Origin of the sequence: Pelagicoccus mobilis, assembly GCF_016595505.1 — a bacterium.
Lineage (GTDB): Bacteria > Verrucomicrobiota > Verrucomicrobiia > Opitutales > Opitutaceae > Pelagicoccus > Pelagicoccus mobilis.
This window is the reverse complement of sequence record NZ_JAENIL010000108.1, coordinates 1-6,763: the sequence shown is the minus strand read 5'-3', so window position 1 is coordinate 6,763 and position 6,763 is coordinate 1. Positions and strand designations below refer to the sequence as shown.

Genomic DNA, 6,763 nt, shown 5'->3' with positions numbered 1-6,763 from the left:
CACGCTCCCACTACAAAATCAACTATCCCCTGACGTGCTCCGCCGTCACAAGTTCCGTCATCTCCCGAGATTCGAACACCGCATTCTCGGGCAAATCGAACCCACGTACAAACTCCGCTGCGTCGAGCATCTTCCCACCGGGACGCTGCAAGCGTTTTAAGAACACAGTCCCCTCACCACAAGCAACGCGCAACCCTGCCTTTTCGACACCCAGCACCGTGCCCGGAGCAGCTTGCGCATCCGCTTCTTCAGCCTCCGCCAACCCCAGCTTGATCGCCACATCGCCCAAGCACGCACGCGTGCCAGGCCAAGGGAAAAGCCCATTGATCCGACGCGCCAATACAGAAGCCGAAACACGAAAATCCAACTCGCCATCCTGCTTCGTCAGTTTGCGAACGTAATTCACGCAGGAGGAATCCTGCTCGATCGTCTCAGCCTTTTCTCCATGTACAAGCGGCAATCCACGCTCCAGCAACGGAGCGCACGCGGCGGCAAGGCGGGCCTCTACATCTAGAGCTGTATCCCCATCTCCGATACCCACCTTCTCAACATCGAGCACAGGCCCCGCATCCATCTCCTTAACCAAACGCATCAAAGACACTCCCGTTTCAGAATCGCCGCTGGCTACGGCACATTGAATAGGCGAGGCTCCACGGTATTTTGGCAAAAGGGATGTATGCAAATTCCAGATACCCAGTCGCGGTGTATCGATCAGCTTTTGCGAAAGGATATGGCCATAAGCCATAACCAGAATTGAATCAACTCCCATCGCCTCAATTTCAAGACGCTCCGCCTTGCGCATCTTCTCCGGCTGATAAACCGGGATCCCCCGCTCAGTCGCCCACGTTTTGATTTCGTTTGGCACGACCTTCTTCCCACGACCGCGTGGCCGATCCGGCTGGGTATACACCGCAACCAGCTCGATCTCTCCACACTCGCCCGCGAGAACAGCCTCAAGCCCCGGCAAAGCGATCGGGTCGGAACCCATGAAAATCATTCGAAACGCCATAACTTAAAACGTAGCGCGGTGCTTTAGCCCGCGTCCACAAAGGAAAAAAGTACGCGGGCTAAAGCTCAGCGCTACCTCTCCCTACTCCTCCTCTTGAACGTATGGATTCTTCTTGTTCACCAAGTCGAAAACCATCGGACAGCCCTCCAGCTCGAACTCCTCAACAAGCCCCTTCAAAAGGAAGCGCTTATAGGAGTCACCCAACTTCTTGGACTGATTACAGAATACCTTGAAGCGATACGGGTAGTTTCCGGTGTGCACCGCATAATAGATACGGAATCGGCGACCATCCTTCTTCGGAGCAGGCAATCGCTCAGACATCTTATAGAGCTTGTTGTTTAGACGGCCGGTCGGGATCTTGCGATTCTGACGCTTGTTCAACTGACGGGCCGAAAGGAGAATCTTCTCCACATCGATTCCCTCTTTCGCAGAAACAAACCGTATCGGAGATCCGGGCACGAAGAAGAGCTCGCGGCGAATGCCTTTCGCAAAGGCCTCCTGGAAGTCCTTCTCGGTTTCAAAACCGTCGATTTCTTCCTTCTCCCAAGCCTCAAGCGCCAAGTCCCATTTATTGACCACGACGACAACCGGCTTGTTTGCCTTGGTGGCTTCACCCGCGATTGCCTTGTCCTGATTGGTCGGCCCTTCCTTCGCATCGATCACCATGAAAACTACATCCACGTGACGAATCGCATCGAGCGAACGCACGCGAGAGAAGTACTCGACCGATGAGTTCAGTTTCGTCTGCTTACGAATTCCCGCGGTATCCGTCAGCATGAAGTGCCAATCCTCACCACGCTTGGAACGCCAAACGAAGGGCATCTCAATGGAGTCCCGCGTTGTGCCAGGGTGATCGCTAACGATAAAACGGTCCGACTGCACCAAGCAGTTACTCAAAGAAGACTTCCCGACATTCGGGCGTCCGATGAAGCAAACCTTCAGCACCTTCTTGCCATCATCCTCTTCTTCAACCGGCGGACCAACCACTTCGTCACGAAGGGCAAGAACCGCCTTGCGTAGCGGAGTGATACCACGTCCATGCTCCGCCGATACGAGATAAGGCTCGCCAAAACCGTAGCGGAAAAACTCCTTCCCATCAATCGCGGTCGACTCGGTATCCACCTTATTAACCACCAGCATAACACGCTTGTCAGTACGGCGAAGGCGTTCGGCCATCTGCTTGTCCAGAGCCATCAGACCTTCACGGCCATCCACCACGAACAGGATCAAATCCGCCGCATCGATCGAGAATTCGATCTGCCCTTCAACTGCATTAACGATCTTGCCCGGAGTATCGCTCATACCCTCAAGCAAGCCCATACCCCCGGTGTCGAGCAGCGTATAACCGTCATCCAGATCGCGTGAAATGATATCACGCGTAACACCCGGCATGTCGTGTACGATCGAAATGCGTTTACCCGCCAATCGGTTAAAAAGGCGACTTTTGCCGACGTTCGGTCGGCCAACGATTGCCACTGTGAAGTTCATGATGGTTGAAGAATCAGGAGGGCAATGCTCCGTCATTGCCGTGGTGGAATGGATGAGGTCGATACGGCAACGACGGAGCGTTGCCCTCCTACAATCCGTGGTTAAAAATTACTTACAATTGTTTACGAAACGTTCGATGCGGTTGCAGGCTTCGACCAGCTGATCGTAGCTGGTTGCGAAACTACAACGAACAAAGCCTTCACCGTACTGACCGAACGCGGTACCCGGCACCATAGCTACACGTTCCTCTTCGAGCAAGCGTTTGGCGAAAGTCTTCGAGTCTAGTCCAGTCGAAGTGATGTTCGGGAATGCGTAGAAGGTCGCGTTTGGCTTGTGGCATGTGATGCCGATCTCATTGAAGCGACGCACCACCAAGTCGCGACGACGCTGGTAGGCTTGCTTCATCTTCTTGACCGCATCGTCGCCATTTCGGAGAGCTTCGACACCGGCATCCTGAGCTACGATAGAAGCACACATCATCGAGTACTGGTGCACCTTCATCATCGCTTCGGTCAGATCCGCCGGAGCACAAGCGTAACCGAGACGCCAACCCGTCATCGCCCAGCCCTTGGAGAAACCGTGCAGGAAGATCGTACGCTCACGCATGCCCGGGAAAGTGCCAATGCTGACATGCTCCCCTTCGTACGTCATCTCCGCGTAGATTTCGTCGCTGATTACGAGCATGTCCTTTTCGACCGCGAACTTCGCGATCTCCTCAAGCTCAGCACGTTCGGCAACACCGCCAGTCGGGTTACACGGCAAGTTGATCATGAGTACCTTGCAACCCGGTTCCCAAGACTTCTTCACCTCTTCCGCCTTCAAAGTGAATGCAGATTCAGCATCCGTCTTGATCGGTACACCGACACCATGAGCGAGCAAAACAGTCGGGTGGTAGGAAACGAAACACGGATCCTGATACAGAACCTTGTCGCCCGGATTCAGCACGGCTCGCAACGCGATATCCATCGCCTCCGATACGCCAACCGTTACCAACACTTCGTTGTTCGGGTTGTACTCGAGTCCGAAATTCCGGCCGACGTAAGCTGAAATCTCGCGGCGCAATTCAATCAAACCAAGGTTCGACGTGTAATGCGTGCGGCCCTTCTCCAATGCGTAGATCGCCGCCTCGCGTATGTGCCAGGGCGTTGTGAAGTCCGGCTCGCCGATACCCAGCGAGATGACGTCCTTCATCGCCGCCACCAGCTCGAAGAAGTCGCGGATTCCCGAACGCGGGAGCCCGATAACATGATCGGCTACAAAACGGTTTTGATCTTCAGACATTGTATTTTTGTGTTTGTTGGAAAGGCAGCCAATCGCGGCCGCGTAATTGAAAATTGCTTACATATAGAAACTCGAAGAGCGGCGTGACAAAAGTCGCGGCCGCTCGAAAGGATTCGAATTGTATCTTCGTTCCTCGCTACGGCGTCACGTCGAGACGCGCCTTATCTTCCGCTGGTTGCTCGATCAAGTACCCCTGCTCCTTGTAGGCTCGGAGCATGAAGTGCGTTGCAGTAGAGAGAACACCTTCGATCGTAGAAAGGCGCTCGGAAACGAAACTCGCCACCTTGTGCAGCGAGGATCCCTTGACCACCACGTGCAAGTCGTAGCCGCCGGACATGAGGTAACAAGACTCGACCTCGTCAAAACGGCTGATGCGTTGAGCGAGGCGATTGAAACCACCGTCACGCTCCGGGGTGATCTTTACCTCGATCGCCGCACGCACAGCGAGGGAATCATCCTTCTCAGGATTGAGCACAGGGATCCAGCCAAGGAGGAGCTCCTCCTTCTTCAATGCTTCCAGCTGCGCCTCAACCTCTTCCACGGACATGCCAAGAATCTCGGCCATCTGGCTCTCGTTGAGTCGCTCGCCTTCTGCTAGCAGCTTGAATACCTCGTTCATAAGGGCGGCACATTGCGCGATTCCCCACGAATATCCAGTCGGAAATTTGCAGCCACAAGAAGGCCGCAGCCCCTCAATGAGGCCACAGCCTAGTCTCAGATCTAAATTTTACGCTTACTTGCTCTTTTTCTTGGCCGCTTTCGCAGCCTCTTTTTGCGCCTTCGCGGCCTTCTTGTAAGCCTGATTGATCGCGTAATCCACCCGACTCTGCATGTCCGGATAAATCGCCATGGCAGAGGCGACCGCGCTTTGGTAGTCGGGATTGCCCCTTTCCGCAGCGTGCAAATAGACAATGAGCTCATCAAGGGAGCCGAAGGAAAGCGCTGTCGTTTTCTTGACGAACTTGTCGCCACCAATCGCAGCCATAGCCCCCATCTTCTTCCCCTGCTTCTTGATTTTGTTGCTCATCAGCCCCCCGAGAGGAACCTTGGAAGCGAGAGCCTTTCCGGCAGCCGAGCCCGCCTTTTCTCCCGCGTAGGCCCCGGCTTGGACATTTAAGGCTTTGTTCGCCCACTCGGTGAGCGAACCGTCTTCCTTGAAGGGGCAATAGAACTTGCCTGAATTTCCATGGATCGGCTCGGGCGGCTCGAGATCGATCGTCAGCTTGTTGTACTTGTCGACGATCTTCTGGATTTCGGCGATCACCATCTGAGCTTTGGCAATGTCAGCGTACGTGTTTCCAGCCTCCATTCGGGAAAGCGGAACCAGCAACACAAGAAGAACTAGAAGGAGGGAACGAATAGCGTTTTGAGACATGGGGATTTAGAGGTCAGGGTTAAAACTCTGGGCAAAAAGACTCACAGACAAGCAGCCCGCAGCTGCTTATATCTTGAATAAGAAGGGCAAAATCGCAAAGCGATTTTTGTTTTCTCCTAGGCTTTACCCGCCCGGATTATCCTTCAATGTTCAGCCCCTATGTTCGAAAGTCTGACTGACAAGCTCACCAACGCGATGCGCCATCTGCGCGGCACCGCTAAGCTTTCCGAGGAAAACATGGCCGAAGCGCTCAAGGAAGTTCGGGCCGCCCTGCTTTCCGCAGACGTACATTTCAAGGTAGCCCGCGCCTTCATCGAACGAGTGAAGGAGAAGTGCGTTGGTCAAGACGTCCTCAAGACCGTCACTCCTGGCCAGCAGATCATCAAGATCATCAACGACGAGCTAACCGCCCTCCTCGGCGAAGGCTCTACCGAGCTCTCCAGCAAGAAGCCGCTCAAGATCATGATGGTCGGTCTGCAAGGTGGCGGTAAAACCACCACCTCCGCCAAGCTCGCCAAATCTCTCAAGAAAGATGGCTACAAGCCTCACCTCGTAGCCTGTGACATCTACCGCCCCGCTGCGATTGACCAGCTCGAAACCGTTGCCGGACAAATCGGTGTCCCCTGCTTTGCAAAACGAGGCACTCCAGATGTTCCTGCGATCGGTGAAGAAGGTCTCCGCGAAGCGCTCGCTGCTGGCGACGACCTGATCATCTTCGATACCGCCGGCCGCCTCCAGATCGACGAGCAACTGATCGACGAAATCAAGGAGCTTAAACGACGCGTCAATCCAGACGAAGTCCTGCTCGTAGTCGACGGAGCGATCGGTCAGGAAGCGGTCAATGTCGCCAAGACCTTCAACGAAGCCGTTCAACTGACCGGTATCGTGATGACCAAGCTCGACGGCGACGCCCGCGGTGGCGCCGCCCTCTCCATGAAGGAGATCACCGAAGTACCGATCAAATTTGCAGGTACCGGCGAAAAGCTAGACGACTTCGACGTCTTCCACCCGGACCGTATGGCCAGCCGTATCCTCGGCATGGGCGACGTGGTTTCGCTCGTTGAAAAGGCCCAGGAAACCATCGACGAGAAAGACGCCGCTAACATGGCCGAGCGCATGATGTCGGGGGATTTCAATTTCGAGGACATGCTCAAGCAGTTCCGCCAGATCAAAAAGCTCGGCTCCATGTCCTCCATCATGGGCATGCTTCCAGGCATGGGCAAAATGGCGGGCAACATGGGCATGGACGATAAAGCGGAGAAGCAGATGAAACGCTCCGAAGCCATAATCCTCTCCATGACTCCCAAGGAGCGCCAGAAGCCTCAGCTCCTCAACTCCAGCCGACGCACCCGCATCGCCCGCGGCTCAGGCGTAAAGCTCGCCGAAGTCAACCAGCTCATCAAGCAGCACATGCAGATGAAAAAGATGATGAAGAAGATGCAAGGCGGCGGAAAAATGGGTAAAGGCAACATGAAGAAGATGATGAAGCAGATGAAAGCTTCCGGCATGAACCCAGGAGCGATGGGCGGAGGAATGCCCGGCGGCATGGGAGGCGGCGACATGCCCGACCTCAGCAAGCTGAAGTTCTAGGCGAACGCCGTAGCGCGGTG

At 54.9% G+C, this 6,763-nt stretch carries 6 protein-coding genes; 1 reads left to right on the top strand and 5 read right to left on the bottom strand.

Translation table 11 applies throughout. From position 1 onward, the window contains the following. Positions 1-22 precede the first annotated feature (22 nt). The 5 genes from fmt to JIN87_RS27355 form a co-directional block, all read right to left on the bottom strand. Positions 23-1,009, bottom strand: a complete 987-nt coding sequence (gene fmt / locus JIN87_RS27375; RefSeq protein ID WP_200359817.1) for a methionyl-tRNA formyltransferase — start codon at positions 1,007-1,009, stop codon at positions 23-25. An 81-nt stretch (positions 1,010-1,090) separates the two neighbouring features. Further along, on the bottom strand, positions 1,091-2,497 hold the full coding sequence (gene der / locus JIN87_RS27370; protein WP_200359815.1) for a ribosome biogenesis GTPase Der: 1,407 nt from the start codon (positions 2,495-2,497) through the stop codon (positions 1,091-1,093). A 108-nt stretch (positions 2,498-2,605) separates the two neighbouring features. Then, complete coding sequence (locus tag JIN87_RS27365) at positions 2,606-3,778, bottom strand: aminotransferase class I/II-fold pyridoxal phosphate-dependent enzyme (RefSeq protein ID WP_200359813.1); 1,173 nt, start codon at positions 3,776-3,778, stop codon at positions 2,606-2,608. A gap of 136 nt (positions 3,779-3,914) precedes the next feature. Continuing rightward, on the bottom strand, positions 3,915-4,397 hold the full coding sequence (locus JIN87_RS27360; protein WP_200359811.1) for an Lrp/AsnC family transcriptional regulator: 483 nt from the start codon (positions 4,395-4,397) through the stop codon (positions 3,915-3,917). 114 nt (positions 4,398-4,511) lie between these two features. Beyond that, complete coding sequence (locus tag JIN87_RS27355; RefSeq protein ID WP_200359809.1) at positions 4,512-5,153, bottom strand: hypothetical protein; 642 nt, start codon at positions 5,151-5,153, stop codon at positions 4,512-4,514. Positions 5,154-5,312: 159 nt separating this feature from the next. Here JIN87_RS27355 and ffh point away from each other — a divergent pair, with 159 nt between their 5' ends. Continuing rightward, entirely contained in the window at positions 5,313-6,743 is a 1,431-nt protein-coding gene (ffh, locus tag JIN87_RS27350; protein ID WP_200359807.1) for a signal recognition particle protein, read from the top strand. Positions 6,744-6,763 lie beyond the last annotated feature (20 nt).

Bases quoted from the DNA above. Each gene is read 5' to 3' on its own strand.
- fmt (WP_200359817.1), bottom strand. From the start codon at position 1,009: ATGGCGTTTCGAATGATTTTCATGGGTTCCGACCCGATCGCTTTGCCG.
- der (WP_200359815.1), bottom strand. From the start codon at position 2,497: ATGAACTTCACAGTGGCAATCGTTGGCCGACCGAACGTCGGCAAAAGT.
- JIN87_RS27365 (WP_200359813.1), bottom strand. From the start codon at position 3,778: ATGTCTGAAGATCAAAACCGTTTTGTAGCCGATCATGTTATCGGGCTC.
- JIN87_RS27360 (WP_200359811.1), bottom strand. From the start codon at position 4,397: ATGAACGAGGTATTCAAGCTGCTAGCAGAAGGCGAGCGACTCAACGAG.
- JIN87_RS27355 (WP_200359809.1), bottom strand. From the start codon at position 5,153: ATGTCTCAAAACGCTATTCGTTCCCTCCTTCTAGTTCTTCTTGTGTTG.
- ffh (WP_200359807.1), top strand. From the start codon at position 5,313: ATGTTCGAAAGTCTGACTGACAAGCTCACCAACGCGATGCGCCATCTG.